The organism is Pseudomonas salomonii (assembly GCF_900107155.1).
GTDB classification, from domain to species: Bacteria; Pseudomonadota; Gammaproteobacteria; order Pseudomonadales; family Pseudomonadaceae; genus Aquipseudomonas; species Aquipseudomonas salomonii.
In genome coordinates this window covers 245,356-270,667 of record NZ_FNOX01000008.1, presented here as the reverse complement: position 1 = coordinate 270,667, position 25,312 = coordinate 245,356, and the positions used below count along the sequence as shown (strand labels likewise).

Below are 25,312 nucleotides of genomic sequence, written 5' to 3'. Positions count from 1 at the left end.
GTTCAATTCCTGATAGCCCAGAAGGTCAGTTCCAACTCGCTAAACTCGCCGCCGACATGGAACGCAAAACCACCCGATTGCTCCAGTTGCGCGATATCACGGGCACTGAGCTCGAGCATGAAATAGGTTTTACCGGCATGAAACGGGATCTGGCGTGGCGCGACCGGCAGCGGTTTGACCTTGATGCCCGCCAGGTGCAGGTTGACCAGTTCACGGATGCGCTCTACGGGGCCGACCTTTAGATGGGCCGGCAAACGATGGCGCAGTTCTTCCGAATCGCATTGAGCCGCGACCGCCAGGATGAATGTCGCGCTGCCCAACAGCTTGAGATCGGCCACCGGGCAGACCATCACCCCGTACTGGCGTTGTTGCAGCACCAGCTCCAGGGCATGCTGCTCAAAGACCATCGACAGCACCGTGCGCAACCCCGCCATCAACCCACGAAAACTCGCGCCCTGGTCGCCATGGAGGTAGCGCACCTGCTGGGTGGCACGTTTGCTGTCACTGGCAAACGTCGCCAGTTCGCCCAGTATCGACAGCATCTCGCGGAACAACGCCTCTGAACGCACTTGCGGCTGAGCCAGGTAATGACGCAACACCGGCTCGGCCCGATTGATCAGTTGCAGCATCAGAAAGTCGGCAATCTGCGCACCCGCCGTGGCGCCATTGCCGCCAATCCGCTCAGCAATCGCATCTCCCCGGCTGGCCAGCAGGCTGATCACTTCTTTGAGGCAGGACGAAACAAACCCCGAGCCCTGCACATAAATAAACGTCGGGGCAAAATCAGGCTCCATCCGCAGCCCCTCTTGCGCAGAGCATTCCAGCACCTGGGCAATCTTCAGCTTCACGTAGACCTCATCACCCGGCTGCTCGCCCAGCAACAGGCGCAAATCCGGGCGTGCGCAACTGATCTGGCAACGCGCGTCCCGGCCCGCATTGGAGTCCGCCACTTCAACGTCACAGGCGATGTAGCGCGCCAGCACATCCGGCGCCTCCTGCGTGCGGGTTTCAACCTGATTGCCGATCGCCATCGGCAACGCCAGGTACACCGATTGCCTGCCCGCGTTGGCCGGCACCTCCAGTACCAGTGGCGCCATGGTGGTGGTCAACTCGAAAAGACTGCCGTCCGGCAAAACGCCACTGGCTTGATTGACCACCAACTTGCCAAGGCCCAGGTATTGCAGATCGATGTCCAGGCTCAGGAACCCCCAGGCATCACTGCCCAGCAAGCGGGTTCGGTTGAGCTGGTGCTGGTAATAACGGTCGTTGTGTTGCAAGTGCTGGGGGCGCAGCAACATCCCTTCCTGCCAGATGACTTTATGAACCTGCATCTTAATTCTCCAAGGCGCTGACGAGCGGGTCGCCAGCACGGATGCCCGCCTGGTCAAGCACCAGGTGCGCTCGCGTCACTTGCTGTGGCGCCAGCGGCAGCACCCAACGCCATTGCACATGGGGCAAATCACGGTATGCCGCGATGATGCCCACGTAACGGCTTTGCGGTTCGCTCCTGAGCTTGAGGGCCACCTGCTCGCCGGGGCGCAACTCCAGTTCCTCGCTGCTCACCCAGTCTTTGGGCAGTGCCTGCTCGGCATGCCCGTACAGCGTGAAAAAATCCGCGTTTTCGAATGCCACTGGATGCTTGAGTTCGAACAGCTGCACCACCACCGGAGAGGGGCGCCCATGCAGGTCGGGATTCACTTCGTCACTGGCGGCCAGCGTCAGGTCGAGCTTGGTCACTGTGGAAAAGGGTGACAGGCTGGTGCAACCACCCAGCAGCATCAATACGACCAAAAGAGGTAGCGCGACACGGGTCATGGGCATCCTCCTGACGGTGTGGCAAACAAGGCTGAGGCCAGGCGTACCTGTTCCTCATAGGCCTTGGCAAAATCGCCGCGCAACGGGCCCGTGTTCAATGCATCTGCTTCGACCAAGCGTTGATAGTGGCGCTGGTAGGCCCGCCAATGCGCCCTGTCGGCAAAGAACCTTGGCAGCTTGTCATCGCGCGCAAAACCGGCCTGCAAATGGCCGGGGGCAAACGTCGCCAGCGAGGTGCGCAGCGCCGTGCGGCACGCAACGAGCAGCGCGACCTGATGCACTTGCATTTGCCGGTACACCTGCGTAATGGCCGCTTCGGCGCCGGGTTGCGCCAACGCTCCCATGCCCAGCAGCGACGCCAACACTGAGTCAATGCCCAGGTTGTCCTTCAACACGTTCGGACGTTTGATCAAGGTGCTAGGGTCCAGGCTCAATTCACTGTGCAATTCGTCATGAGTGCGCAGGTTCTGTTGCAACCCATCAATCACGTGCCTGAGTAAGCCCGCAGCTCTAATCGCCAACGCCTCGCGGCCAGCGCAATCAAGCGTCTGCACACGGACGCCCAACGCTGTGGCGAACTGCGTCCAGAACGCTTCATCGGTCTGCGGCGCCTGCGAATCAGGCAAGACAGGCTCGACCCTCTCTCCCGGAGCGTCTGCCTGGGCGGGTAAGGCCAGGTAATCGCGCTCAACGCAGTCACTCGACATCCAGGCACTCGGTGCCTCTTGCACGTCGTTCAAGGCGTCCAGCTCGCACGGTGGTGCCCCGTGCATCGACTGGCGATCCCATTCTTGAACGGGGTCCAGGCCCAGGTAAGCATCCTCGGGTATCACCCCGCCCGCAGCGGATAATGGCTGACGATGCGGCGTCACGCGTTCAATCAAGCGCGCACGGATAGCAAATGGCCCCAACTGGAAAACATCACCCTCCACGATCAGCCGCGCCTGCCCCTTTTGCAGCGACTTGCCACTGCCCACCTCACGGATACCATTACTGCTGATATCCGTCAGGAAATAACGCGCGTCACGGTAAGCGATCAACCCGTGGTGACTGGAAAGCAAACGACTGGGGTCAGGAATAATCCAGTCGCAACCGGCTCCACGACCGACCACGCCGCCCATCCCATCGAACACCTTGCGCGGTGGCGGCTCATCGCCCCCGCCCTCACACACCTCAAGCACTAATTGCATGAAAGGCTCCATCTCATTGGCCGCGACGGGTCGCTTGGGGATCACCCAAAGGACGATAGTCAGCATCATCAAACACGTAATTGCCGCTGCAGCCGCTCAGCAAACACAACACAAGCACCACGGCTCGCCATGGACGATCAGGCATCGGGGTTCTCCCAGGTAGATAAGACAAACGGGTAAGCGCAGAGCCCATGAGCACGCCAGCGTGAATACGCCATTCAACATTCCCCTCGATTGGGGATATTCAACCGCGCAAGCCGGTACAGCAGCGTGCGACGCGCTACCCCAAGTTCACGCGCAGTGCGCGTTCGATTGCCACGGTTCTTGTGCAGGCAGTCGATCAGAAAGACCCGCTCCACGCGCTCCAGGCGCTGACGGAGGGTGGCCTCGATGGTTGCACCTGCGGGCGCCGATGACAGCGACAGGTGCGCAGGTAAAATCACCCCGTCATCACACAGCAGCACCGCCCGTTCGACCAGGCATTTGAGCTCACGCACATTGCCAGGGAAGGCATGGCTGGAGAGCTGATCAAGCGCCGCGCTGGACCAGCTGACCACCGGTTTTTCGAGTGCCGCGCAGACCTTTTCAGCAAAGTGCCGGGCAAGCAGCAGCACATCGCCGTCGCGCTCACGCAATGCCGGTAACTGGATAGGGAACTGCGCCAATCGGTAATAGAGGTCTTCGCGAAAAGTCCCCTGGCTGACCATTGCCAGCAGGTCGCGATGGGTGGCGGCGATAATTCGCACGTCGACCTTGTGAGCGGTATTGGCACCCAACGGGCGCACTTCACCTTCTTGTAGAACCCTCAGCAGCTTTGCCTGCAGGGAGAGTGGCATATCGCCAATCTCATCCAGCAGCAGTGTGCCGCCATCGGCTGCGTCAAACAGCCCCGCATAGTTACGCTCCGCACCGGTGAACGCGCCTTTGCGGTAGCCGAACAGCTCACTCTCCAGCAAGCCCTCAGGGAAGGCTGCGCAGTTTTGCACCACAAACGCTCGCGTGCTGCGCGGGCCGGCGGCGTGAATCGCACGCGCCACCACCTCCTTGCCCGTGCCGGTTTCTCCGTGCAACAGCACGGTAAACGGTGCCTGCACAACCTTGCCAATCAGGTGGCAGGTCGCCTCCATCGCGGCACTGTTGCCAATCAAGCCATAGGCGCCGGTCACGGGTGTATCGCACGGGGGAACAAGCCGGACTTGCCTGGGCTGGGCAAGCCGCAACAGGGTTGATTGGCCCAGGGCAAAGCTGCCCAATCGGCCCAAAGAAGCGGCGTAGCCGTGCAATTGCGCAGGGCGCAGGCTGGCGCAAAGCAGAACGCCGCACACCGCCTTGCTCCGATTAAACAAGGGCAGGCAGGTCAGCGAGTGCCAAGGCAGCGCCGCCAAGGGCAGAAAACCGCTGTCATAGGCGCTGTTGCACAGTTGATCAATGGTCAGTTCACGCCCCTGATCAAGGACGTAGTGCAATAACTGCTGGTGCTGAACATCTACGCTTGCGCCACGCTGGCCTGAGGGTTCCCCGTCGGGAAAATACTGAGCGATCAGCCCCGGCTGGCCGGTGGTTTCATCCCGTGCATACAGTTGGCACAGGTCGCACTGGCTCAACTGCGCAGCGGCCGTGACGCAAAGGTCTGCCAACCTCGACTCCTCGCGCTCGAAGCCCAGGCGGGTAAACCAGCCCAGCAGTTGGTCGACGTAGGCCGGCGAATCAGGCAACGACTTGAACGGGCTGTGCGTCATGGGCTGAACTCACACACTGGCACACCGCTGCCATCGAGCGTCGCGTGGGTGGCCGAGAGGGATTCGCCAACGGCCATCGCACCGAGCAGACGATCAACGATCGGCGGCAGCAGGTGGGACTCGATCCACTGGTCGATATAACGCGCCCCACTGTCCTGGTGCATACAACGCTCGACCATGTGCGTGACCAGTTCGGCGCTGTAGCTGAACACCAGTTCGCGCGCCTGCAACCGTTGGCCAAGGCGCGCCAGCTTGAGCCTTGCCACGTCCTGTAAGCGTTCGCCTGCGAGTGGGTAATACGGTACGACTCGCATGCGAGCGAGCAGAGCCGGCTTGAAGTGAGCGCGCAATACCGGGCGAATCACTTCCTCCAGGGCCGCAGCGTCAGGTCGCCTGCCATCGGCGCACAGTGCGCTGATGCAATCGCTGCCCAGGTTGGACGTCATCAGGATCAACGTATTACGAAAATCAATTTCGCGGCCTTCACCGTCATTGGCCAAACCCTTGTCAAAGACCTGGTAGAACAGGCTCAGCACCTCTGGGTCGGCCTTCTCGATTTCATCGAGCAACACCACCGAATAAGGTCGCTGGCGCACGGCCTCCGTCAGCACCCCGCCCTCGCCGTAACCAATGTAACCGGGAGGCGCACCAATCAATCGGGACAGCGAGTGTTGCTCCTGGTACTCCGACATATTCAGCGTGATCACAAACCGCTCACCGCCGTACAGCAAGTCCGCCAGTGCCAGCGCCGTCTCGGTCTTGCCGACCCCGCTCGGGCCGGCGAGCAAAAATACGCCCACCGGCGCCTCAGGATTATTGAGGCCCGCAGCCACCGCTCGCAGGTTACGATCCAGCGCCTGCACCGCCGGTTCCTGCCCAATGATTCGCTCGCGCAGGGCGTCGGCAAAACCCAGGACGCGCTCACTGTGCTCCAAGGCCAGTTGCTCAACCGGGATGCCGGTCCAGCCGCTGATGACCTGGGCGACTACCCGTGGGCATACTTCATGGCTGGCTTGCTGCTGTTCACGCTGCATCCAGCGCTGCTCGGTTTGCTGGCGCTCAAGCTCGAGAGCGTCCAGCCGCTGGGCCAGTGCCTGCAACGCCGGTTGGTCAACGGGCAAGCCGGCTTCAACATCGCGCTCAAGCGCCACACGCTGGCGAGTGCCCTCAGCCCATTCAGCGCACAGCTGCTGCAACGCCTCAGGCGCCGTCGTCAGGCGGATACGCACTTGCGCACAGGCGGTATCCAGTACGTCGACGGCTTTGTCCGGCAACTGTCGCCCTGCCAGGTAACGAGCGCTCAGTTGTGCTGCTGCCACCACCGCGTCGTCACGTATATAGACGCCATGGCTGGCTTCATACACCGGCACCAACCCGCGCAAAATGGAGACCGCCGCCGCCACACTTGGCTCGTCGACTTTTACCGGCTGGAAGCGCCGTGCCAATGCCGGGTCTTTTTCGATGTATTTTTTGTACTCGGACCAGGTCGTGGCGGCGATGGTGCGCAATTGACCGCGCGCCAGGGCGGGCTTGAGCAAATTGGCGGCATCGCCTCCACCCACCTGCCCGCCGGCACCCACCAGGGTATGTGCCTCGTCAATAAACAGGATCACGGCCTGTGGAGAGGCGTTAACCTCGTCGATCACACCTTTGAGCCGCCGTTCGAACTCGCCCTTGATGCTGGCGCCGGCCTGCAACAAGCCCATGTCCAAGGTCAGTATGCGTACGCCCTTGAGTGGCTCGGGCACCTGTGAGGCAACCACTCGCAATGCGAGCCCTTCGACGATGGCGGTCTTACCCACGCCCGCGTCTCCCACCAGAATCGGGTTGTTCTTGCGCCGACGCACAAGGATATCGATCAATTGACGGACCTGCGCGTCACGACACAGGACCGGGTCGATCCGCCCTTCACGCGCCTGATGCGTCAGGTCATGGGTAAAGCGCTCCAGCAGTGACTCGCCTTGTCGCAACGGCGCGGTTTCGCAGCCCCGGCTCAACAAAAAATCACGCACGCGTTGCGCGTCCAAGCGGCTCAATAACGGCTGATAAGCACTGCCCGCGTGTTGCAGCGGATGACGCAGAAGTGCCAGCAATAAAGCACCGGCGCCGACCTCAACCTGCCCCAACTCCAGGTGGGCAACCATTAACGCTTGTTGCAACCATTGCACGAGTGCCGGGGCAAACACCGGGCTGCGCGATGCACTTTGTTCGCCTTTGAGCAGTAACAGGGCCTGAAGCTCACCTGGAGCAATTTCGGCATCCGCCAGCGCCTTTACCAAAGGCCCCTCGGCATGTTCCAGCAGCGTCAGCAGCAGGTCCTCAACCAACACTTCCTTGCCGCCACGCGTTACACAACGCTCGGCGGACCGCGCCAGGTCAAGGCGCGTCTGAGGCGTCAAGGTCCGGATCAGTTGTTGCAGGTCTACATTCATCATAATCATCAGTCCCTAATCAGAGTTGCTGGCCAGAGTGACCACACCGTCGGCACTCTCGTACCCCAACCAACTGGTCCAACCGAGACGACACACGTTGCGCTCGCCAATATGCAGCGGCCGAACTTCACCCTCGGCCAGTACCAGGCGCACGTCATATTCCAGTGGCGTGCGCAGCATCAGGCGAACCAGCGAGCACAACGGCTTGCACGCGCTGCCAGCGGGTAGAAACGCGTGAAAGCGCCGCCAGCTCAAGCCCTCGACCTGCACCCTGAACTTGCCGCTGCGATCGGCAAGCTGGTGCCCGAGCAGCAGGTCTTCGCCAAGCACGTTGTTGGCCGCCCCGAGTTGATTGCGTTGCTGTTGGCCGATAACCACCGTGCGTTCAACCCATTGCTCTATGAACAAACGGCTGTGCTTGAAGTAATGACGCAGCACCGTTTCGATCAAGGTGGCCGAGTGCACTCGCAGGCTCAGCAGCCCCAGGTACGGCAACAATCGCTTGCAGTCCAATTGCGCCGCGTCGCGAATCTGGTGGCTGCCCAGCCCGACCAGCGCGAACATCTGCGCGGAAAAAGCATCACTGGCGTCGGTGCGAAAACTCGCTCGATAGCGATATTTGCGCCAGATCGGCAGCATCAACCTCTGCAGGCGATGGTGAAATACGTCAAGAAAGCCGCGGCTCACGCTGCCACTCGCCTGTTCTTGATAGAACCCGGGCAATGGCGAACCGGCGCCAAACAGGCCCAGCACGTTAAGCCGCAGGCGAGCGCGTAACTGTCCGTGTTCGACAAAAAAAGCCACCCGGTCAATGTCGTGCCCAGGGAACCCCAAGCTTGGGTTGGCCTGGAACTCGAGCAAGTCATATAACGTGTCGTCATCCAGCGATGGATGGCTGTCGCGCAGGCGTTCGATCACCTGCAGCACCGCCTGGAACAACGAATACTCGCGAATTGTGCGTGTTAGAGCGCTCAAAGCAGGGCCTGCCGACCCATCCGGGGTGGCCATAGATACACGTCTCCTTGTGTGCTGGTGACCCGCAGTTCGTGATACGAATTGAGGCCGGCGTAGAGGGCAAAAAACTCATTGAGTGCCGAGGCGAAGACAAACAAGTCGCCCTGGCCGGCAAAGCCGTTGGCGTCAATACTCAGGTCGACTTGCAGGCCGCGTATCGGCAGCCCACGGTGCATTCGGTCGACGGCTTGATGACGGATGGCCTTCAATGCATCCAGTCTTCGCTGACTGACGTTGTGTGCCTGTCGATCGTGATAGCGCGGCAAGTCGTAGGTCTGGAGGATGACTTTCAGGGCGCTGGTATCGGTCAACGAGAGGTAGTTGAGCGACATGTTGCTGATCAACTTCCAGAGGAAGTCCTGGTCCAGAGGCGGAGCAAAGCTCGCCGTCGGCGCACAGATATTGCGAAACGTCAGGAATTCCGGTGTTTGTTCGCAGGGCTGGTTGATCTCTCCCACTTGCAGCAGCTGTGGCAAGTTGTGGTTGGTGCAGGTCAATTCAATCGAGAGGGTTTCCTGCTCATGGCCTGGGCCAATACCAAAACTCAACCAGGTATCCAGTTCGGCACTTTGCACCGACGAACGCTGACGAATGCTGTAGCTGGGCGTGCGCGCTGAAGTGGCATTGCCACTGCCATGCTCGAAGGATTCGAACGGCACATACGCCTGGTAGCCCAGCCCACCCGGGCGCCATCCGGTCACCTGGTCCACGGAAAAGACCGCGGCATTGCCCCGCGCTATGCCACCCGGCAGCAGCAGGTACTCATCCTGCTTGCCATCCAGGCGAATCGGCACTGCATCATGTTTGAACAGGTTGGCAATGGGCGTGCAATACAGCTTTACGTTGTCCAGAGTGGGACGGTACGTCGCCTGCGCGTGGTGGTTTAACTTGAAACGCAGCTCTACACACCTGGCCCGCTTGAGCAGTTCATGTGGCAACGCCTGTAACGCATCCAGCCCGAGTACATCGACAAACAGATACTTGTCCGCAAACGCAAAATACTCCTGCAGGTGGCGATAGCCGCAAAAAGTGTTCGCCGGATAGGGAATCAGTGCATGTTCCTCATCGAACCCCACCGGTTTTACCTGGTTTGCAGCAAGCCGCAGCGACAACGGCTGGCCCTCGCGATCACTGATCACCAGCCCTTCATGGTCAAAGAGCCGCAGTTCGATGCCTTCCAGATGACGCAGCAGGCTCAGGTACAAACCTTGGCTCACCTGCCGATCACCCGCCAGGTGCAAGCGCAATTGATCGAATGCCAACTGACTCAAATTGCCCTCCACGCTCATCTCCATGCGCAGGTTGAGGAGCGTTTGTGCGCCCTGGGCCACGTACTCCAGGCGGCTCAGTTGCAGCGCCAGCACCTGGGTGGCGTAGCAGGTACGAAAGCGGCAGCGCTCACCATTGACCAGCACGCTTTCAACCGGCGTGTCCCGTTCTACGCTGACCGTGGTGCACGCATGTTTCAACGGGTCAAACTGCAAGATGCTGAAGGCCGGCAGTGGCCGCATATAGTTGGGCCACAACAGATGCATCAATGAATGAGTCAGCTCTGGAAGCTCGTCGGCAAGCTTCTGGCGCAAGCGCCCGGTCAGGAACGCAAAGCCTTCCAATAGACGCTCTACATCCGGATCCTGGCCTGAATCGGCGAGAAAAGGTGCCAAGGCAGGATTACGCTCAGCAAAACGCCGCCCAAGTTGGCGCAAGGCACTGAGTTCACTTTGGTAAAAGTGGTTAAAGGACATCAGGCTGTACCTCAACCTGACCACCACCGGCCAACTGCGCATTAAAAACCACCGGTTGCACAACGCCGTCGATGAGCAGTGTCGCCTCAATCACAAACGCCAGGACCAAAGGGTTGCCGGTATCGGGCAAGCCCCTGACACGCACATTCGACAGACGTGGTTCGTATACCTGGATGAACCGTTCAATCGACAGCCGCGACTGGCTCAATGACTCATGCAGGCTCAAGCGCATGTCATTGAGGTCGGGCAGCCCGTAGTCTGGCAGCGTCAAGACACTGCCTGCACGTGTGCCGAGCATGTTCTCCAAGTGCGCGGCGATCGACGCTACGCTGCCGGCCCTGGCGGGTGCCAGGCCTTCGAGACGCTCAAACAGGCTGCGATAGTCGGGTATCCCCTGCCCCTTTCTCATTCTTTGTCGAGTTTGCCGACGAGGGACAAGGTGAAGTCCGCGCCCATGTACTTGAAGTGCGGCCGTACACTGAGGTTGACGCGGTACCAACCCGGTTCGCCCTCGACATCACTGACCACGATGCGAGCAGCCCGCAATGGGCGTCGCCCACGCACTTCGGCGCTGGGGTTTTCCTGGTCGGCAACGTATTGGCGGATCCATTTGTTGAGTTCCAGTTCCAGGTCGGTACGCTCCTTCCATGAACCCAACTGCTCGCGCTGCAACACCTTGAGATAATGCGCCAGCCGGTTGACCACCATCATGTAGGGCAGTTGCGTTCCCAGGCGGTAGTTCAACTCAGCTTCCTTGCCCTCGGCGCTGTTACCGAAATACTTGGGTTTTTGTACCGAGCTGGCGGAAAAGAACGCTGCGTTATCACTGCCTTTGCGCATGGTCAGGGCAATAAAGCCTTCCTGCGCAAGTTCGTACTCGCGACGGTCAGAGACCAGCACTTCGGTCGGGATCTTGGTTTCAATTTCTCCCATGCTCTGGAAGTGATGCAGGGGCAGGTCTTCCACCGCGCCACCGCTTTGCGGGCCGATAATGTTCGGGCACCAGCGAAAGCGGGCAAAACTGTCCGTCAGCCGGGTGGCAAAGGCAAACGCGGTATTGCCCCACAAATAGTGTTCGTGGCTGTTGACCACGTTTTCCTGGTAGGCAAATGTCTTGACCGGGCACTCAAGGGGATCGTAAGGGGTACGCAACAGGAACCGCGGCACGGTCAGGCCAATGTAACGGGCGTCTTCGCTCTGACGAAAGCTTTGCCATTTGGCAAATTGAGGCCCCTCGAAATGATCCTTGAGGTCCTTCATGTCAGGCAAACCGGTAAAGCTTTCCAAACCGAAAAAGCTCGGCCCTGCGGCGGCAATAAACGGTGCATGGGCCATGCAGGCAACACTGGAAACGTATTGCATCAGCTTCACATCCGGCGCGCTGGGCCCAAGGAAGTAGTTGGCAATGATGGCACCCACGGGCTGGCCGCCGAACTGGCCATACTCGGCACTGTAAATATGCTTGTACAGCCCGGACTGAGTGGTTTCCGGGGAGTCTTCGAAATCGTCCAGCAGGTCCTGTCGTGAGACGTTCAGCAGTTCGATCTTGATGTTCTCGCGAAAATTGGTGCGATCGACGAGCAGGTGCAACCCCCTCCAGGCAGCTTCCAGCGCCTGGAAATCCGGGTGATGAAGAATTTCATCCATTTGCTCGCTGAGTTTCATGTCGATCTCGGCGATCATTCGATCGACCAGGCGCTTCTTGACCGGCTCGCCGCTGTTGTGCGGTTTGACAAGCTCTTCGATAAACGCCGAGACACCGCGTTTGGCAATACTGTAGGCCTCGTCATCCGCGCTCAGCAGTGTCTGGGCAATGATGGTATCGAGAATGCTGTGCTCGTCAGCCATTCGGGTGGGCAGCGCATGCTGTGGGATGGTCATGGCATCAGTTTCCTTCACTGAAAATGTCAGGCTGCGGGGTCACTCAACCCCAGTTCGGCCAATACCCGGGCGCGGGAGTCGTCATCCGCCAGCGCCTGTTCGATCGCCTTGCGAAAGCTCGGCGTGTTACCCAACGGCCCCTTGAGGGCCATCAGCGCTTCACGCAGCGCCATGAGCTTTTGCAGCTCCGGAATTTGCTCGACCAGGTTCGCCGGGGTGAAATCCTTCATCGAGTTGACCCGCACATGGATCGACAGCGCTTCGATATCGGGCTGTTCCTGCAGGCGATTCGGCACGCTCAGGGTCAACGCCAGTGCCTGTTTGGCCAGCACGTCATCAAAGGTGTGCTTGTCGATACCGATCGGCTTGCGGTCTTCGAGCTTGCGTGGGTCTTCGCGCTGGGCGAAGTCGCCCAGCACCAGCAACTTCAGCGGTAGCTCGACCTCTTCCTGGGCGCCCCCGACGGCGGGCTTGAAGGTGATATTGATACGTTCCTTGGGTGCTACCGAACCTTCTTTGGCCACGGTAAATCTCCTTTTTCGAGGGGGTTCAAAAGCCTATTCAAGTACCGCTTCAACATCGAAGTGGCAGAGCCTTCGGTGGGTACTTTCCTTGCGCTCGCGTATGGCCTGGTTTTGCGGCAAAAGCTCGCAACAGCGATACAAAAGCTGTGCAACCTGCAGTGCCAGTTCCGGCTCCCAACGATCCAGACCGGCGCGCTGAAGCTCGTGGTCCAGGCCTTCCAGCTGCACCTTCGCCAGCTCATGCTTGCCTGCCGATATGCACAACCGCGCCAGTGCCAGCCGCCAATGAAAACGCGCGCGCTCGCTGCGTGCGCTGTGCATACCCTGCTTGAGGTCGTGTATTGCCTCCTTGAGCCCGTCCTTGCGCAACCTGGGCATGACCTCTTGCAAGGCCGCCTCCCAGGGTTCGGCGTTGGCATCCACCACCACGCCGGACGGCGCAGGCGGCTGCAAGTGCCGAGCGACCTGAAGCGTGATCCAGTCCCGGGTGGCGGTATCGGCAAATGGCGCACCCCCGTGAAACCTGAATTCGGGCAGGTCCGGCAGCCGTTGCAGTAACAGCGCGAAGCTGACTTCGAGTTCGGTCATGGCCAGATCGGCCTGCAAGGCCTCAAGGCATTCCCAGACCATGCGCAAGCCGTCAAACCAGAACAACGCCCCCGCCAGGCTGGCCTCAAGCTCAAGCAACAGTTCGCCGTAATGCCCTTGGGCAAAACGCTCCCGGTAGCGCTTGAGCTTGTCGGGCGTCGGGCCACGCAGCACCGTGAGCCGGTCGCTGTCAGCGTCGGGGTAGCTGTTGAGCGCCAGCCAGGTCAGTGCCCGGTTAAGGCGCAAGGCGCGCAGGTCGGTCGCATCCTGGCGCAGCCACCAGTTGCATAAGTGCCGTCCATGCTCCTGCAACGTGCGCAGTGACTTGTGGGCCTCTTTTTCGCTGGCTATCGCAGGGTTGCCTGTTTTTTCATGACCTGTTGCCGGCTCGGGGCTCAGCAACCGCGTCGCCGCCTGCTTGACCTGAGCAATCACACCCGCCGAAACGGCTTCTGGCAGTTCTGCTTGTACGGCCTGCTCCAACCGCTGCGTCAACTGCCTGCGCAGCGGCAGCAACAGCGGCGCCTCATCACTCAAGTGCGCAGACCAGAGCTGATCAAGGTGCGCCAGGTGCTCAAGCATGCTGCGAAATAGTGGCTGTTGATCCTTGAGCGAAACGTTGTGTGCAAACACCTGCTCCAGGCGCAGCGCCAACCAGCCCAGTGCGGCGCCACGGGTGCGCATTTTTTGCGGATAGACAACCGCCCAATGGTGCTCACACAAATGACGCATCAACCCCAGGCCCGCCAACAGCCCTGGAAAAGATTCGCGTTGGTACAACGCCCAGGTCAACCAGGCCGCCACTCGCAGATCCTTGGTGTGCTGACGCAACAGGCCTTCGCTGATCTGCATGACCACCTGCCAGTCCGGCTGGGTGCTGACATGCATCGATTGCAGCTTGCCAAGCTCGGCTTCCAAAGCCTCATATTCACTTGAAAAGCGCATGTCTGCGCCGGCATAGTTACCTGGCGAACAGGGCACTAAGGCAAGTTCAAGATAATAACCACACAAAGCGCCTGAATAATCCATTTTGGGCCGCACACCATTTAAAACATTAAATTCCACGCACCTGAAGCACACTCAGGTGCAAAAAATACGATTATAAAAACCTCGCCATTCTCTCCACGAAGTTCGCAAACACTAGCCGGACAAATAACATCCAGCAAGTGTCAAAACCGCACTTAAGGATTTTCCTACAAACCCCTAAATCATTGGCGTGCGCACCATTTTGCGCAGCAAAACCAACACACCACGTTCAATTAAACCTCTCCCCCAACAAGCACACGAAAAAGCTAGACGAGCAAATTAATGCACACTTCCGCGCAACCAATTTCATTTAAATCTGATTAAAACATCCACGCCTTTAATGAAATCAAGTTCAATAACAAGCAAACCCCCTGCTTTTACTGGGCTTGTTAATTTCAGGCACGCTTCTTGTTATAGGAACTTGCCCAGCCGGCACAACTACGGCTGGCTACTACTTCATCCATCAGGCAAGGAAACCCGTCATGCCAACACCCGCATACCTCTCGATCACCGGTGTCAAACAAGGACTGATTACGGCAGGCACGTTCACCCAGGACTCGGTAGGCAACATTTACCAGGAGGGCCATGAAGACCAGATCCTGGTCCAGGCCTTTTCGCACCAGGTGATCATTCCCCGTGACCCGCAATCCGGTCAGCCAACCGGCCAGCGCGTTCACAAACCGCTGATGATCAGCAAGGTCTTCGATAAATCATCGCCCCTGCTGTTCAGCGCGCTGACCAGTGGCGAGGAAGTCAAATGCCAACTGCAATGGTTCCGTACCTCTTCGGCCGGCACCCAGGAACACTATTTCACCATCGAGCTTGAGGGGGCGACCATCGTGGACATCCAGTCACGCATGCCCAACTGCCAGGCACCGGAAAACGCGCACTTCACGCATCTGGAAGACGTGCATTTCACCTATCGCAAGATCATCTGGACGCACGAAGTAGCGGGCACTTCCGGCTCGGACGACTGGCGTAGCCCGGTCGCCGGCTAACCCTGGGTGACGCAGAAACGGCGGCCATGGACGGCACCGTTTCTGCGGGTCTGCTAGACCATTGACAGTGGATGCTTGCGCTTGGGTGCGCCGAACACGCGGTCGATCGCATCCAGATCATGCTCGTCGAGCACCAGTTTCGCGGCGTTTGCGTTAAGCCGCACATGCTCGGGGCTCACCGCCTTGGGGATGGCAATCACACCGTCCTGGCGCAGTACCCAGGCCAGGGCGATCTGTGCCGGGGTGGCCTCATGTCGGTGGGCAATTTGCTTGAGGGTCGGGCTGGACAGCAGTTCGCCGCCCTGGGCGATTGGGCAGTACGCCATCAGTGGCAAATGGTGCTGTTGCCACCAGGGCAACAGGTCGAACTCGATACCCCGCTCTTCAATGTTGTAGAGCACCTGGTTGGTCGCACAGTTGGGAGATGCAAGTTCCTGCAGGTCGGCGACGTCAAAGTTGGAAACACCCCAGCGGCCGATCTTGCCTGCCTCGCGCAGACGTTCAAATGCTTCGACGGTTTCTTCAAGCGGGTACTGGCCGCGCCAGTGCAGCAGGTACAGGTCGATATAGTCAGTGCCGAGGCGCTTGAGGCTGGCCTCACAGGCACGCGGCACGCCCTTGTGGCTGGCATTGTGAGGGTAGATTTTACTCACCAGGAACACCTGCTCGCGCTTGCCGCGAATGGCCTCGCCCACCACCTCTTCGGCGCCGCCTTCGCCGTACATTTCAGCGGTGTCGATCAGGCTCATGCCCTCGTCGATACCCAATTGCAACGCGGTGACTTCGGCTTTGCGCAGGTCCGGGTTTTCACCCATGCGCCAGGTGCCTTGGCCGATGACAGGCACGGGAACACCGGCCAGATCAATGGTGCGCATAACAACCTCCTGATGAGTTGGCGAATTAACAGTGTGGCACTGACCGGACAAAAGGGTTCAATCGAAGTATGGTTAGCCTTTACCCAACCGCCAGGCAGGAACTGTAATGCTGTTTGTGGTCATGCTCGGGGGCAAGCACCCAAGGGCGAAAATCGAAGTTCACGATGTGGTGTTCGCAGTGGCGGATACGCTGCAAGCCACCTACTCGCAGTTGCGCGACGGCTGGTTCGGCAGCCCCAAGGGTATGCATATCGACGCCTGGATGGCGGTCGATGGCGTAGACGGCTGGAAGGTCGAACTCAGCCAAATGGCGCCGCCTGCCGGTGCCCATCACCTGTATTTCATCAACCTGGGTGGTTATGAAGCCAGGGTGTTCGGCGAGGCCCACCATTACTTACTGGTGGTGGCACGCGACAAACAGGAAGCCAAGCGCAAGGGCCGGCAGCAGCTATTGCAGCACTGGTCGCAGGCCCATACCGATGGCGTGATGGATATTGACGACTGCCTGCCTATCGATCTGGTGGACGGGCGCTATATTCACCTGGTGCAAGGCGCACACCAGCCGATCATCCAGCAGAACGATTACATCACCCTGCCCTGAGCCCTTATGTGCAGGGCTCCAAGGCTTTGCCAAATAAACGATTACCGTGGGTTTCTCCCTGGAAGGTATAGGTCGGCGAACCCAGCACCTCGTAACCACGTCGAGGGTAAAAACCCAACGCGCGTTCATTGCCTTCCCATACGGTCGCCCACAATAAAGACGCGGCGCCCAGGGCCGCGCGCTGTTCCGCCGCCTGCAGCAACCGATAGCCAATGCCCTGCCCGGTAAATCGCTCCTGGATGTAAAGGCGCTGCAACTCGGCGGCATCCGGTGCTGTGATCATCGAATGAGTGGCATGGAGTTTGATCTGGGCGAAGCCAACAAGATGGCCATTCGACTCAGCCACCACCAGCGAGAGACCGGGTTGTGCCAGCAGTTGGGCGATGGTCTGCGGCGCAAAGGCTTGCAACGCCTCATTGGCAATTGAGGCGCGGATGCCTTGGGTGGCGTACGTGTCGAGAAACACCTGCATACCGAGCACGCCAATGCATAAGGCATCCTCGGCAGTGGCCTCCCGAACAGTCATGGGTGGTGCGTTGAAAGCAGACATTGAGTCTCCATACCCAGGGGTGCAAGGGTTAACGTTTTACCACGAATACAGGCGACGGTAATTGCCTCTGCCGAAGGGCCTGTGCGCCTGGTGCAGGGTTTCGATGACCTGCATAGGCCGGATGGGTAAGCTACAAACCGCGCTAGCGCTTACCAACTACCGGATGCCCCACCGCCACCACTGGAACCCCCACCGCCGGACGAACTGCTGCTTGAACTGGAGCTTGAACCTGAGCTGCCGGAGCTTGAGCCGGAACCGCCCCCTGAACCCGAGCCGCCATCGGAAATGCTCTGCAAAAACACAATAAACGCCACTACCGAAGCGGCGGGTATGGCGATGATCCAGCCTTGGTAGCCGTGCCCCAGCAGCAACCCCACCGCCACATAAACGGCAGCCACCGCCAGCACCCGCAGGAGGAAGAAGCGCGGGCTGTTCTTCCAGGATTGGTGGATAACGAAAAACAGTCCCACGTATAACCCCAGCACCAACGCACTGCCCAACGGCCACACCAGCCAATGGACGAAGTTGACGGCCACGAAGTGGTCCACCCCCAGCAGCACGGCAACGTAGGCCAACACGCCAATCACGCAATAAAATACGATGCGCGCCAGCCACAACGCACCGAAAGTCGCGCCGCCAATCAGCAGGGTCAGGGGCAATACCAGCAGGTACATAGGCCAGTCGCGGCCGCCCCCGTACAGCGTCAACAACACCGTAACCGCCGCGGTGGCGATTAACGCCCGGCGCCAGGGCAGCTTGCCGGCGGCGATCAGCACGCCGCCGACGCCGCCCAGGATAAACGCCAACAACACTGCAATAGCCTGCGGGTTGACCTCAGGCCCCACGGGTTCGGGCAGGTCGCCGCCGTCTACCAGCACGCCCAGGTCATCGACAGCTTGTTGAATCCCTCCCGCATAGTCGCCCTGGCGAAACGCCGGGGTGATGTGTTCTTCGATGATGCGATGGGCCAGCAGGTCGGTAACCGTGGCTTCGAGGCCGTAACCCACTTCGATACGCACTGTGTGGTCGTTCTTGGCCACCACCAGCAGGATGCCGTCATTGACGTCCTTGCGCCCCAGTTTCCAGGCACGGAACAGTTGGTTGGCGAAGTCCTCGATGGTTGCGCCGCCGGTAGTGGGCACCAGCAGCACCGCAACCTGGGCGCCCTTGCGTTGTTCAAGGGCGGCGAGTTGAGCCTTCAAGCGCTCGGTTGTGTCGTTATCCAGCGAATGGGTGAGGTCGATCACCCGCTGGTTGAGGGCGACCTTGATCGGCGAAGTGTCCGCCTGGGCCATGCTCAACAGCCCCATCAGCAGCAGGGACAGCAGGCTCAAGACGGATTGGCGCAAATACAGCCGCATGCTTTGTTACCTGAAGTTTCTTCGAGGAGGCGTCGACTTTACCTTATAGACGTATAACGCGTGACCCCACGCCCGCGACTATCTAAACTGCCACACATATAGCAATGCGCCATAGCAGAGAACCCCATGAACCTAAAGCACCGCAACAACATCAGTGTGATGGGCAACGGCACGGCGACCCTGGTGTTCTCCCACGGTTTCGGCTGCAACCAGGCCATGTGGAATTATCTGGTGCCGCACTTTACCGAGCGTTTTCGCGTCGTGATGTATGACCTGGTGGGCGCCGGCCTGTCGGACCTCAGCGCATTCGACAAGACCAAATATGCTGCGCTGGAGGGCTACGCCCGTGACTTGAACGAGATTATCGACGCGTTCGCCAGCGGCCCGGTGATCCTGGTCAGCCATTCGGTCAGCGCGATGATCGCCACCCTCGCGGACCGCCTGGCACCAGGCCGTATCGCCGCCCATGTGATGATCGGCCCTTCGCCGCGCTATATCGACGACGTGGGTTACATCGGCGGTTTCAAGCGCAGCGATATCGATGACCTGCTTGACACACTCGACAGCAACTACCTGGGCTGGTCCAGCACCATGGCCCCGGTGATCATGGGTGCCTCCCCCGAGCCAACGGCGTTGAGTGCCGAGCTGAGCGACAGCTTCTGCCGCACCGAACCGGACATCGCCAAGCAATTTGCGCGAGTGACCTTTATGTCGGACAACCGTAAGGACGTGATCGGCCTGACCACGCCCGTGCTGATCCTGCAATCACGCGACGACGTGATTGCGCCAGTCGCAGTGGGCGAATACCTGCACAGCGTGCTGCCCAACAGCACCTATTGCCTGGTCGATAACGTCGGCCATTGCCCGCATATGAGCGCGCCCCTGGCCTGCACGGCGGCGATGGACGACTTCCTGGCGCCGTGGGCCGTGGCCCATGTCGGCTGACCTGTTCGACAGCGCCGCCTGTGCGCTGGCCGTCACCACTGAGGACGGCACGATCCTGCGTGCCAACACGCTGTTCGGCGAATGGCTGGGGCTGCGCAGCGCCGAGCTGTGCGGGCGGCGCTTCCAGGACTTGCTGACCATGGGCGGGCGAATATTCCACCAGACCCACCTGGCACCCATGCTGCGCATGCGCGGCAGCGTGAGCGAAGTCAAACTCGACCTGGTGCACCACGACGGGCACAAAGTGACCGTATTGCTTAACGCCAGCGCCCGCGAACAGGCCGGCGCGTTGCTACACGAGATCGCGCTGTTCGGCACCACCGACCGCGACAAGTACGAGCGCGAGCTGCTCAATGCACGCAAGCTTGCCGAAGCCCTGTTGCAGGAACGCACCAGTACCGAATTGGCGCTGCATCAGGCCCAGGCGGAACTGAGCGAAGCTTATGCCATCGCCCAGCGTCGCGCGTTGTTTGCCGAGCAGATGGTGGCGATCGTCAGCCATGACTTGAAAAACCCACTGACCGCCATCCGCATGGCCACGGACATCCTCGCGCGCAGCGAGCGCACGCCCAAGGAGCGCCAGTTGCTGGGCCATATCGGCCAATCCTCCGAGCGCGCTCAGCGCATGATTGCCGACCTGCTGGATTTCACTCAGGCCCGGGTCGGCCACGGGATCAGCATCAAAACCACGCCCTTGGACTTGCACAGCGTGATCCTGCACGCCGTGGATGAACTGCGCGTGGCTTTCCCCACGGCCACGTTAAAGCATCAGGCCGAAGGTATGGGCGAAGCGTGCCTGGATGCCGACCGGGTTCAGCAGATCATTGGTAACCTGGTGGCCAACAGCGTGGCCTACGGCGACTTGTTGATGCCCATCACCATCACTTCACGCTTGGGCGAAGGTGGCTGCCAAGTGGCCGTGCATAACCACGGCGCCGCGATCCCGCAAACACTGCTGGCCGGGCTGTTCGAGCCCATGACCCGTGGCACCGACCAGGGCAGCGAGGTGCGCAGTGTGGGGCTGGGCCTGTATATCGTGCGTGAACTGGCCAAGGCCCACGGTGGCGACGTGGTGGTGAGTTCCTGCGCCACCAAGGGCACGACCTTTACCGTGACGTTTTAGACCAGATACGCCGTGCCCTGCATGACCGGCTCGACACGGCCGGTCAACACCACACCGCCCTGCCCATCCCACTGCACAGTGACCGTGCCACCGTCGCACTGCACCTCAACCGTAGCATCCAGCAACCCGCGCCGAATCCCATTGACCACCGCGCCGCAGCAGCAGGAGCCGGAACCGAGCGGCACGCCCCCGCCGCGCTCCCAGATCCGCAGGCGGATGTGGCTGCGGTCCAGCACCTGCACAAAATGCACATTGGTGTTGGCCGGGAACAGCGGATGGGTTTCCAGCGCCGGGCCCACGGCCGCCACGTCGATGGCGCTGATGTCGTCGACAAAATACGTGCAATGCGGGTTGCCCATGCTGCAGGCGGCAGGCGTGCCATCGATGGGCAAGGTGCGGGTGTCCAGCGCTTCGGCCAGCGGCACGGCAGACCAGTCCAACGAGGGCGCGCCCATGTCCACCGACACTTGCTGCCCGGCGGCCCGCACACAGGTCAGCAAGCCTCGATCGGTGCGCAGTACGACGGTGTCGCGGCCGGTTTCATGCATCAAGCGGTCGGCCACGCCGCGGGTGGCGCTGCCGCAGGTTTGCAGCAGCGTACCGTTGGGGTTCCAGAACTTGATGCGGGCCAGGGCATCTTCGCAGTCGAGCACCACGGCCAGTTGATTGAAGCCGATACCGGTGTGGCGGTTGCCCAGGCGCCGGGCGACCTGCGCAGTGATCGGGTCGTCCTGGCCACGGCGGTCGATGATGATGAAATCGTCGCCATGGGCATGCATCTTCACAAAGGGCAAGGTCATGGGCGGTCCTTGGTCGAGATCAGCCTGCAAGCATACGGGAGTTTCATCCAGGCCGTTTCAGCCGCGTGCTAGCGTTGGCGCATCCTTGTCCAACAGAACCGCTCATGAACAAAACGACTTTTGCCTTTACCTTGCTGCTGGCCGCATCGCCCGCGGTGACGATGGCTGCAAGCCTCTGCCAGCCTGCGGCTGCAAACCCCGCAGCCAACGCCTTGTTGGCCGCCGCCCAACGGCATTTGGCAGACCGGCCAGCGCCGTTGCCGCATGTGCACACTGAAGGCACCCTGCCAAACCATGGCATTCGCGAGCAAAGCCTAGTTGCCGAAAAGGACTGGCCGCTGATGCGCCAGGCGGCGCTGGCCTGGCGCATCAGCGGTGACCCGCGTTACCTCAAGCAAGTCGACGAGTACCTTGCCGCCTGGGCCGATGTCTACCAGCCGGACTTCAACCCCATCGACGAAACCAACCTCGATATGCTGATCACGGCCTATGCGCTGACCGCCGACCATTTGCGCCTGGAAACCCGCGCCGCCAGCCGCCGCTTGATCAGCAACCTGGGCAATGGCTACATCGCGCATATCGAGCAATTCCACGGGCAGAAAAAAGGCACCCAGACCAATAACTGGCAGAGTCACCGCGTCAAGTTGGTGACCCTGGCCGCCGCCGCACTCGACGACCGAGCCATGCTTGAGCAGGCTCATCAGCTGTTTAAACAGCAAGTCGCCGATAACATCCTGCCCGACGGCTCGGTCACCGACTTCCAGGACCGTGACGCCCTGCATTACGTGGTCTACGACCTTGAACCGCTGGTGCAAGCCGCACTGGCGGCCAAGCCCTACGGCGTCGATTGGCTCAACCTCAAGAGCAATGGCGCGTCCCTGGGCGCCGCCCTGGATTGGCTGGTGCCCTATGCCAACGGGCAACGCAGCCACCAGGAGTTCGTGCACACCCACGTACAATTCGACAAAGACCGCGCCAAGGTGGGTGAAGCCGGTTACAGCGGCACCTGGGATGCCAGAAGCAGCGCAACGTTGTTCTGGCTGGCGGCGCAACTGGATAAACGCTACCTGCCCGTAGCCACGCAATTGGCCGCCCGCCCCGCCGACTGGATCAGCGCCTGCTATTTGAAGTAAGCAACGCTAGACTGGCCAGGCGCCCTACTTAAAGGATTGACCATGCTTATTGTATTCAGCGGCCTGCCCGGCACCGGCAAGACCACGATTGCCAGCGCACTGGCACGTCGGATTAACGCGGTTTACCTGCGCATTGACGTGATTGAGCAGGCGCTTAGGGACGCAAACGTATTGAACGCTGATGTGGGTGCCAGCGGTTATGGGGTGGCGAATGCGCTGGCATTGAGTAACCTGCGATTGGGGCAGACGGTGATTGCCGACTGTGTAAACCCGGTGAAGGAGAGCCGGGAGGCGTGGCAGGCCGTGGCGGCGACAGCGGGTGTCGAGCTGCTTGATATTGAAGTGGTTTGCTCTGACCTGCGGGAACATCGGCGTCGTGTGGAAAGCCGCACCGGTGATGTTGCCGGGTTGGTGCCGCCTTCCTGGCAATCCGTTTCAGTCCATGAATATGAAGCGTGGGCTGAAACGCCACTGACTGTCGACACTGCAGGTGCGACAGCTGCCGAGGCCGTCGACGTGATCCTGGCGCACATCAACCTTGTGGCGAGCAGGCATGATGTGGAGAACAAGCCCGCTCGCCACAGCTAGCCTACTGGCCACGAAAAGCCGGCCACATGAGCTTCAGAGCACCGCCCCCATCGCCTTCACCAACACCGGGTCACGCCCATAAATATCCGGCGAGTACACCAACCCGCCTTGGCGATCGACTTCCACTGTCCAGTAGCCCAACAGCACCGGCACCGGCGTGGCCAGCCTGAACTCATGGGTTGTGCCGGTGGCAAGCAACTCTTCGGTGCGCGTGCGTTCGGCCGGGGTTACCAGCAGGTCGCGCAGCATCATCGGTTGCTCAACCCGCACACAGCCCGAACTGAAAGCCCGTGGGCCTTTGGTAAACAGCGGCTGGCTCGGCGTGTCGTGCAGGTAAACGGAATAGGGGTTGGGAAAGCGCATCACGATGCGGCCCAAGGGGTTGCGCGGGCCGGCTTCCTGGCGCAGCAGAATGTTGCCGGGGTGCGACCAATCCACCTGGTCGGCCGTCAATGGGCGGCCCTGGGCGTCGAGCACTTGCAGGTTTTGCTGGCGCAGGTATTCGGGGTTGAGGCGGATGGCCGGGAGTTTGTCCTCACGCATGATGGTCGGCGGAATGGTCCACGTGGGGTTGAGGGTCAGCCGGGTAATGCGCGACTTGAGCAGTGGCGTCTGGCGCTCGGCACGCCCGACTTGCAGGCGGGTTTGCCACACCGGGATGCCGCTCTGGTAGACGCTCAGTTGCGCGCCCGCGACATTCACCACCACGCCTTCGGGCTCCAGGTCCTGGGCCAGCCAGCGGAAGCGTTCAAGGTTGATGCGCAGCTGGTCGCGGCGCATCGCCGGGCTGATATTGAGCTCGGCCACGGTGCCCGTGCCTATCACTCCGTCGGCCTGCAGCGAGTGGCTGAGCTGGAAAGCCTTCACCGCCTTGACCAACTCATCGCGGTACTGCCGGCTGTTGCCCGCCGGCGCCTTGGCCAGGTAGCCGCCGTTGTACAAGCGCCGCGCCAGTTCGGGCACGCGCGGGTCGTCCATGCCCGGCTTGAGCAGCGGCCCGGTAGCGACCGGGTCCCAGTGGGGCAACGGCTGCAGGCGCACGGTGGCATAGGTATTGCGCAAACTGCGGTACAGATCGGCGCTGGGGCGCGCCTGGTCAAAGGCTTGGGCCATGTCTTGCAGGCCGGTGGCGGCGAAGGCCAGCACTTGAATATTGGGGTCGAGGGTGGGTGGCTGGGAATGCCACAGCGGTTCTAAACGCGATTGTTGCAGACGCCCGTAATGCAAATCCTGCAGGGCTTGCAGGTATTGCCGGCTGCTGCCGATATCGCTGCACAGCATGTTACCGGTGGCCTCCACGATAGGCAGGCTATAGTGGGAAGGCTCCAGGCCATCGTCGGCCAGCATCAGCAACTGAGATTGCAGTGCGTGGCGGCGCTCATCGGACCACAGCGTCACATTGCCCTGTTGCTGGTAGAACGCCTGCAAGCGCGCTTGGGCCGTGGCGTCTATCTGCGCGGCAAGGTCGGGGCAAACGCTGGGCAGTTGAGAAAGGGCCAATTGCACCGGGCTGGTCGAAACCACCGGCACAGCATCCACCGGCAGCTCATCAGCTGTCGCGACCAGTGGTGCAACGAGCAGGCAAATGCTCAAGTAACATGCGTGTTTTTTGAACAATTGACTCAACTCCAATCCACAGCGGGGGGATGTACTGTACATGCTGACTTTAATATGCCGCGTCGGCTTGATCGCCGTGACCCTGGCTTCGCTGAGCAATGTTACGCTCGCCGCCACTGCCAACCCTCCTACTTTGTATAGCAGCCTGGCGCGCTCGGCTCCAGAACTCAATCCCACTGTACTGAAAAGCGCCCTGAGCGCGGTGCAATGCGCGGTCAATAACGGCGAAGAGCGCTCGGATCGCCTGGCCGTCATTGACTACTCCCAGCCCTCGACCGCCCGTCGGCTGTGGATCTTCGATCTGCGCAAGAAGACCCTGGTACTGCGCGACCTGGTGGCCCATGGTGCCAAATCCGGGGAAAACTTCGCCACGCAATTTTCCAATCGAGAAGGCAGCCACCAATCCAGCCTGGGTTTGTTCCGCACCCAGGAGAGTTACTTGGGCACCCACGGCTACTCGTTGCGCATGGACGGCCTGGAGCCGGGCTTCAATGACCAGGCCCGCGACCGCGCGCTGGTGATTCATGCGGCCGACTACGTGAACCCGGCCTGGAGCAGGCGCGAAGGCCGTATCGGCCGCAGCCAGGGCTGCCCGGCCGTACGCCCGCAAGTGGCGCGCCAGGTGGTAGACAAACTCAAGGATGGGCAGTTCATGTTCTCCTGGTACCCGGACCAGCGCTGGCTGAAGTCTTCGACGTACTTGAACTGCAAGCCCCAACAAGTGGCGAGTAGTCGTACAATCCGTGGTGGTTAGCCTGTCCCCACAG

General features: G+C 60.6%; 24 protein-coding genes. 7 read left to right on the top strand and 17 right to left on the bottom strand.

What is annotated here, in order from left to right; translation table 11 throughout:
* Nucleotides 1-2 precede the first annotated feature (2 nt).
* The 12 genes from tssK to tssA form a co-directional block, all read right to left on the bottom strand.
* Nucleotides 3-1,331, bottom strand: coding sequence for a type VI secretion system baseplate subunit TssK (tssK, locus tag BLV67_RS19670; protein ID WP_065912108.1), 1,329 nt, complete (start codon nt 1,329-1,331; stop codon nt 3-5).
* Between the two features lies 1 nt (nt 1,332).
* Nucleotides 1,333-1,815, bottom strand: a complete 483-nt coding sequence (gene tssJ / locus BLV67_RS19665; protein ID WP_065912107.1) for a type VI secretion system lipoprotein TssJ — start codon at nt 1,813-1,815, stop codon at nt 1,333-1,335.
* Complete coding sequence (gene tagH, locus BLV67_RS19660) at nt 1,812-3,005, bottom strand: type VI secretion system-associated FHA domain protein TagH (protein WP_069788808.1); 1,194 nt, start codon at nt 3,003-3,005, stop codon at nt 1,812-1,814. The genes tssJ and tagH overlap by 4 nt, the downstream gene beginning before the upstream one ends.
* 13 nt (nt 3,006-3,018) lie before the next feature.
* Nucleotides 3,019-3,150, bottom strand: coding sequence for a type VI secretion protein (locus tag BLV67_RS33360; RefSeq protein ID WP_074854505.1), 132 nt, complete (start codon nt 3,148-3,150; stop codon nt 3,019-3,021).
* A 73-nt stretch (nt 3,151-3,223) separates the two neighbouring features.
* Complete coding sequence (locus BLV67_RS19650) at nt 3,224-4,744, bottom strand: sigma-54 interaction domain-containing protein (RefSeq protein WP_069788807.1); 1,521 nt, start codon at nt 4,742-4,744, stop codon at nt 3,224-3,226.
* A complete protein-coding gene (locus tag BLV67_RS19645; RefSeq protein ID WP_069788865.1) occupies nt 4,741-7,179 on the bottom strand; it encodes an AAA family ATPase in 2,439 nt (812 codons plus the stop codon). Before BLV67_RS19645 ends, BLV67_RS19650 begins: the two co-directional genes overlap by 4 nt.
* A 12-nt stretch (nt 7,180-7,191) precedes the next feature.
* Nucleotides 7,192-8,184: a type VI secretion system baseplate subunit TssG gene (tssG, locus tag BLV67_RS19640; RefSeq protein ID WP_069788806.1), complete on the bottom strand. Its 993-nt coding sequence runs from the start codon at nt 8,182-8,184 to the stop codon at nt 7,192-7,194.
* Nucleotides 8,148-9,935 (bottom strand): type VI secretion system baseplate subunit TssF, encoded by a 1,788-nt coding sequence (tssF, locus tag BLV67_RS19635; protein WP_065912091.1) that lies wholly within the window; start codon nt 9,933-9,935, stop codon nt 8,148-8,150. The genes tssG and tssF overlap by 37 nt, the downstream gene beginning before the upstream one ends.
* Nucleotides 9,925-10,344, bottom strand: coding sequence for a type VI secretion system baseplate subunit TssE (tssE, locus tag BLV67_RS19630; protein WP_083269465.1), 420 nt, complete (start codon nt 10,342-10,344; stop codon nt 9,925-9,927). The genes tssF and tssE overlap by 11 nt, the downstream gene beginning before the upstream one ends.
* Complete coding sequence (gene tssC / locus BLV67_RS19625) at nt 10,341-11,816, bottom strand: type VI secretion system contractile sheath large subunit (RefSeq protein ID WP_065912088.1); 1,476 nt, start codon at nt 11,814-11,816, stop codon at nt 10,341-10,343. Before tssC ends, tssE begins: the two co-directional genes overlap by 4 nt.
* A 26-nt stretch (nt 11,817-11,842) precedes the next feature.
* Nucleotides 11,843-12,340: a type VI secretion system contractile sheath small subunit gene (gene tssB, locus BLV67_RS19620; RefSeq protein ID WP_065912087.1), complete on the bottom strand. Its 498-nt coding sequence runs from the start codon at nt 12,338-12,340 to the stop codon at nt 11,843-11,845.
* Nucleotides 12,341-12,373: 33 nt separating this feature from the next.
* Nucleotides 12,374-13,957: a type VI secretion system protein TssA gene (gene tssA, locus BLV67_RS19615; protein ID WP_074854504.1), complete on the bottom strand. Its 1,584-nt coding sequence runs from the start codon at nt 13,955-13,957 to the stop codon at nt 12,374-12,376.
* Between the two features lie 479 nt (nt 13,958-14,436).
* On the opposite strand from tssA, the gene BLV67_RS19610 reads away from it, so the two are divergent.
* Complete coding sequence (locus BLV67_RS19610) at nt 14,437-14,952, top strand: Hcp family type VI secretion system effector (RefSeq protein WP_017136833.1); 516 nt, start codon at nt 14,437-14,439, stop codon at nt 14,950-14,952.
* A 53-nt stretch (nt 14,953-15,005) separates the two neighbouring features.
* On the opposite strand, the gene BLV67_RS19605 is transcribed toward BLV67_RS19610, so the two are convergent.
* Entirely contained in the window at nt 15,006-15,827 is an 822-nt protein-coding gene (locus tag BLV67_RS19605) for an aldo/keto reductase (protein ID WP_065912082.1), read from the bottom strand.
* Between the two features lie 106 nt (nt 15,828-15,933).
* On the opposite strand from BLV67_RS19605, the gene BLV67_RS19600 reads away from it, so the two are divergent.
* Entirely contained in the window at nt 15,934-16,428 is a 495-nt protein-coding gene (locus BLV67_RS19600) for a DUF1543 domain-containing protein (protein ID WP_065912080.1), read from the top strand.
* Nucleotides 16,429-16,432: 4 nt separating this feature from the next.
* Here the strand turns inward: BLV67_RS19600 and BLV67_RS19595 are convergent, their stop codons facing one another.
* Together BLV67_RS19595 and BLV67_RS19590 are read right to left on the bottom strand one after the other, a co-directional pair.
* A complete protein-coding gene (locus BLV67_RS19595) occupies nt 16,433-16,978 on the bottom strand; it encodes a GNAT family N-acetyltransferase (RefSeq protein WP_083221697.1) in 546 nt (181 codons plus the stop codon).
* Nucleotides 16,979-17,127: 149 nt separating this feature from the next.
* A complete protein-coding gene (locus BLV67_RS19590; protein ID WP_074854503.1) occupies nt 17,128-18,339 on the bottom strand; it encodes a TPM domain-containing protein in 1,212 nt (403 codons plus the stop codon).
* A gap of 126 nt (nt 18,340-18,465) precedes the next feature.
* On the opposite strand from BLV67_RS19590, the gene BLV67_RS19585 reads away from it, so the two are divergent.
* The gene (locus BLV67_RS19585) at nt 18,466-19,284 is read left to right on the top strand and encodes an alpha/beta fold hydrolase (protein ID WP_069788802.1); all 819 of its coding nucleotides are present in this window, start codon (nt 18,466-18,468) and stop codon (nt 19,282-19,284) included.
* On the top strand, nt 19,274-20,407 hold the full coding sequence (locus BLV67_RS19580) for a PAS domain-containing sensor histidine kinase (RefSeq protein WP_065912070.1): 1,134 nt from the start codon (nt 19,274-19,276) through the stop codon (nt 20,405-20,407). Before BLV67_RS19585 ends, BLV67_RS19580 begins: the two co-directional genes overlap by 11 nt.
* Here the strand turns inward: BLV67_RS19580 and dapF are convergent.
* A complete protein-coding gene (gene dapF, locus BLV67_RS19575) occupies nt 20,404-21,207 on the bottom strand; it encodes a diaminopimelate epimerase (protein WP_069788801.1) in 804 nt (267 codons plus the stop codon). The two genes, BLV67_RS19580 and dapF, sit on opposite strands and share 4 nt — an antisense overlap.
* A gap of 104 nt (nt 21,208-21,311) precedes the next feature.
* On the opposite strand from dapF, the gene BLV67_RS19570 reads away from it, so the two are divergent.
* Both BLV67_RS19570 and BLV67_RS19565 read left to right on the top strand, forming a co-directional pair.
* Nucleotides 21,312-22,340: an alginate lyase family protein gene (locus BLV67_RS19570; protein WP_069788800.1), complete on the top strand. Its 1,029-nt coding sequence runs from the start codon at nt 21,312-21,314 to the stop codon at nt 22,338-22,340.
* 42 nt (nt 22,341-22,382) lie between these two features.
* Nucleotides 22,383-22,928 (top strand): P-loop nucleotide/nucleoside kinase family protein, encoded by a 546-nt coding sequence (locus tag BLV67_RS19565; RefSeq protein ID WP_069788799.1) that lies wholly within the window; start codon nt 22,383-22,385, stop codon nt 22,926-22,928.
* 33 nt (nt 22,929-22,961) lie between these two features.
* On the opposite strand, the gene BLV67_RS19560 is transcribed toward BLV67_RS19565, so the two are convergent.
* Nucleotides 22,962-24,545, bottom strand: coding sequence for a L,D-transpeptidase family protein (locus BLV67_RS19560; protein ID WP_069788798.1), 1,584 nt, complete (start codon nt 24,543-24,545; stop codon nt 22,962-22,964).
* Nucleotides 24,546-24,585: 40 nt separating this feature from the next.
* Here BLV67_RS19560 and BLV67_RS19555 point away from each other — a divergent pair, with 40 nt between their 5' ends.
* The gene (locus BLV67_RS19555) at nt 24,586-25,299 is read left to right on the top strand and encodes a murein L,D-transpeptidase catalytic domain family protein (RefSeq protein WP_069788797.1); all 714 of its coding nucleotides are present in this window, start codon (nt 24,586-24,588) and stop codon (nt 25,297-25,299) included.
* Nucleotides 25,300-25,312: the final 13 nt, after the last annotated feature.

Coding starts and splice junctions, on each gene's coding strand:
- tssK (WP_065912108.1), bottom strand. CDS start 1,331: ATGCAGGTTCATAAAGTCATCTGGCAGGAAGGGATGTTGCTGCGCCCC.
- tssJ (WP_065912107.1), bottom strand. CDS start 1,815: ATGACCCGTGTCGCGCTACCTCTTTTGGTCGTATTGATGCTGCTGGGT.
- tagH (WP_069788808.1), bottom strand. CDS start 3,005: ATGCAATTAGTGCTTGAGGTGTGTGAGGGCGGGGGCGATGAGCCGCCA.
- BLV67_RS33360 (WP_074854505.1), bottom strand. CDS start 3,150: ATGCCTGATCGTCCATGGCGAGCCGTGGTGCTTGTGTTGTGTTTGCTG.
- BLV67_RS19650 (WP_069788807.1), bottom strand. CDS start 4,744: ATGACGCACAGCCCGTTCAAGTCGTTGCCTGATTCGCCGGCCTACGTC.
- BLV67_RS19645 (WP_069788865.1), bottom strand. CDS start 7,179: ATGATGAATGTAGACCTGCAACAACTGATCCGGACCTTGACGCCTCAG.
- tssG (WP_069788806.1), bottom strand. CDS start 8,184: ATGGCCACCCCGGATGGGTCGGCAGGCCCTGCTTTGAGCGCTCTAACA.
- tssF (WP_065912091.1), bottom strand. CDS start 9,935: ATGTCCTTTAACCACTTTTACCAAAGTGAACTCAGTGCCTTGCGCCAA.
- tssE (WP_083269465.1), bottom strand. CDS start 10,344: ATGAGAAAGGGGCAGGGGATACCCGACTATCGCAGCCTGTTTGAGCGT.
- tssC (WP_065912088.1), bottom strand. CDS start 11,816: ATGACCATCCCACAGCATGCGCTGCCCACCCGAATGGCTGACGAGCAC.
- tssA (WP_074854504.1), bottom strand. CDS start 13,957: ATGGATTATTCAGGCGCTTTGTGTGGTTATTATCTTGAACTTGCCTTA.
- BLV67_RS19610 (WP_017136833.1), top strand. CDS start 14,437: ATGCCAACACCCGCATACCTCTCGATCACCGGTGTCAAACAAGGACTG.
- BLV67_RS19605 (WP_065912082.1), bottom strand. CDS start 15,827: ATGCGCACCATTGATCTGGCCGGTGTTCCCGTGCCTGTCATCGGCCAA.
- BLV67_RS19600 (WP_065912080.1), top strand. CDS start 15,934: ATGCTGTTTGTGGTCATGCTCGGGGGCAAGCACCCAAGGGCGAAAATC.
- BLV67_RS19595 (WP_083221697.1), bottom strand. CDS start 16,978: ATGTCTGCTTTCAACGCACCACCCATGACTGTTCGGGAGGCCACTGCC.
- BLV67_RS19590 (WP_074854503.1), bottom strand. CDS start 18,339: ATGCGGCTGTATTTGCGCCAATCCGTCTTGAGCCTGCTGTCCCTGCTG.
- BLV67_RS19585 (WP_069788802.1), top strand. CDS start 18,466: ATGAACCTAAAGCACCGCAACAACATCAGTGTGATGGGCAACGGCACG.
- BLV67_RS19580 (WP_065912070.1), top strand. CDS start 19,274: ATGTCGGCTGACCTGTTCGACAGCGCCGCCTGTGCGCTGGCCGTCACC.
- dapF (WP_069788801.1), bottom strand. CDS start 21,207: ATGACCTTGCCCTTTGTGAAGATGCATGCCCATGGCGACGATTTCATC.
- BLV67_RS19570 (WP_069788800.1), top strand. CDS start 21,312: ATGAACAAAACGACTTTTGCCTTTACCTTGCTGCTGGCCGCATCGCCC.
- BLV67_RS19565 (WP_069788799.1), top strand. CDS start 22,383: ATGCTTATTGTATTCAGCGGCCTGCCCGGCACCGGCAAGACCACGATT.
- BLV67_RS19555 (WP_069788797.1), top strand. CDS start 24,586: ATGCTGACTTTAATATGCCGCGTCGGCTTGATCGCCGTGACCCTGGCT.